The following is a 2420-nucleotide window of genomic DNA, read 5'->3' on the forward strand; positions in this document are numbered from 1 at the left end:
CTCCCCGGCGGTCCAGCCGGGATGTATGCTCCGGAGGAGACGCCGCACATGCTCCCCCAGCAGCTTCTGCTCCTCCTCCAGCCGCCGCAGCTCCGCCTTCCGGTTCTCGTAGCCTCCCTGGGCGAGAAGAAGACGTTCCAGCCGGGGACCCTGCGCTTCGAGCAGGAGGTCTTGAGCGGTCCCGGCCAGCTCCTCTTCCAGCTCCGAGACGATTCGCCGGGCGCGGGCCGCTGCCTGCGCGGCATGGCCGCTCCGCGCCTGAAGGTCCCGCCAGCGCTCGGAGGCATCCTCGGGGAAAGACAGCAAATCCGGCAGCTCCCCTAGTTCCAGGCGGGCGGCTTCCCATTTCAGCCATATCTCGCGGATATCCATCGCCTTGCTGAGGCGTGTCAGCCTGGCCCCGTTCTCCCTGCGCCGCCGCTCCAGCTCTTCAAGCTCCATTTCCGCAGCCTGGAGCGCTGCGGTATTGTCATTGTAGCGCGGGAGATAAGAACGGCTGTCCGCGATCATTCGTTCCAGCTTCTCAATCGACTGGAGAATCCTGGCCGCTTCCTGCGTTCTGCCTCGCGGCTTGTAGAGCTTCTCCGCCTCCTGCTGGAGACGCCGCTCCGCCCGGAGAATTTCACCTCCTCCGCCAATACCCGCATGAAATAAATAGCTGCTCATTTCCTCGGACTGCAGCGTCCCAAGCTCCTGAAGCTCGCTGAGCGTCACAGCAAAGAGCTGCCGGTACATCGTCCGGGATACCCCGCCCAAGAGGCGTTTCTCCAGTTCCTCCTGGCCGGGCTCTTCCACGCTTCCGTCGATGCCGCTTAACGTTATCTTGAGCCTGTCGCCCTTTCCGCCCTCCGGACCCCCGGCATACCGCCGGATGCTCCATACGTTTCCTTGTCCGTCGAGCGCGGTCAGGGTGCCGCCGTGCGAACCGCCAAGCATAGGCGCCAATCGTTCCGCCGGGTAGTTCCGGCCGGGAATGCCAAAGAGCATGGCGCGGATAAATTGCAGCATCGTGGATTTACCGGCTTCATTGGGTCCATACAGCACGGTCAATCCTCCGGAAAGCTCCAGCTCCCTGCGCTGAAGACGGCCGAAGCCGCCGATTTCAAGGCGCTCTATTCTCATCCTACCGACCTCCTTGGCGGCCTCCCGGCATACCACCCGTTTCTTCATCCGGCTCCAGGGCATCGCTGAGCAGCGTTACGGCCGTTTCGGCCGCTCGCTTCAGCCAGACGCGCATCTCGTCTTCCCCCGCTTCGGCCAGCAGACGCCTTAGCTCACGGTTCTCTCCAAGAGGCGCCAGGGCCGTCCGGACAAGCTCCTCCAGCGTGCTGCCGTCTGCCGCGCTCCCGGCGGCCAACCGCGCCATTTCGCCAAGAAAGCTGTCCTCCGCAAGCAGACGCTCCCGGTCAAGCTCCGTTCCGGATTCGAGGGAGAAGCCTTCAATCCAGACGAGTCCGTGGAACCTGCCTTGCCCTGCCCGCAGCGCTTCACGCCGCCGCAGCTCGTCAAGCAGGTCTTCCGGCACCCCTTTTTCCGCCAGAATGCGGTGAACAGCGCTTCGGCCGGTAATTCGGAAACGGACAACCGACATCAGCTTCGGGTGCTCCTCCCGGATGTCTTCCACAGCCCGTTCCACCGCCTCTATCCAGTCGGTTTCCCTGGCCATTCCTTCAATTGGAATATCTCGAATGAGAAAGCGGACCTCATCCAGTTCCTTGAACCGGAGGGCGGCGATTCCGCTGTCGTCCACATCCACGATGCAGCAGCCCTTGGTTCCAGTCTCCTTGACGCTCCGTCCCTGGATATTGCCCGGATATACAATATAGGGACGCTCATGCAGAATCCGGCGCTTATGGATATGCCCTAGCGCCCAATAGTCGAAGCCGGAGTCGATCAAATCCCTGCGGGTACAGGGAGAGTAGGTCTCATGCGCCGGATCGCCGTCGACATTCGCGTGCAGCAGCGCAATATGGAACAGACCGCTGCCCTCCTTCCGCCGAAACCGCAGCGACAGATTATCGGTCACCTTGGCCGTAGGATAGGAGATTCCGCTGACTATCGCGACTTCCCGCCCATCGGCGCGGCGTACAGCTGTAGCCTGCCTCTGCATATCGGCGCCAAAGACCGTGACGCCATCCGGAAGCTCCATATCAAGACGCGGACCGTCCAGCGGATCGTGATTGCCGTGAATGAGGAAGGCCGCAATTCCATTATTCGAAAGCTCCAGCAGCGCTTCGTGAAAGCGAAGCTGGCTCTGGAGCGATGAATCGGCGGAATCATAGACATCTCCGCTGATGACGACGAAATCGACCTCTTCCTCCAGCGCAACGGCAACAAGCCGCCCCAGCGCAGCAAAGGCGGCTTCCCGCAGATAGTCCCTGACGGGCCCCGGGATATGGGACAAGCCGGTAAACCGGCTG

At 62.1% G+C, this 2420-nt stretch carries 2 protein-coding genes; both read right to left on the reverse strand.

The features are described 5' to 3' along the window. The coding region (locus tag L692_RS0108765) for an AAA family ATPase (protein ID WP_025699048.1) at nucleotides 1-1122 on the reverse strand (1122 nt) is incomplete at its 3' end. A 1-nt stretch (nucleotide 1123) separates the two neighbouring features. Then, nucleotides 1124-2420: metallophosphoesterase family protein (locus tag L692_RS0108770; RefSeq protein WP_025699049.1), on the reverse strand; the 1297-nt coding region annotated here is incomplete at its 5' end.

The organism is Paenibacillus forsythiae T98 (assembly GCF_000520735.1).
GTDB lineage: Bacteria > Bacillota > Bacilli > Paenibacillales > Paenibacillaceae > Paenibacillus_AQ > Paenibacillus_AQ forsythiae.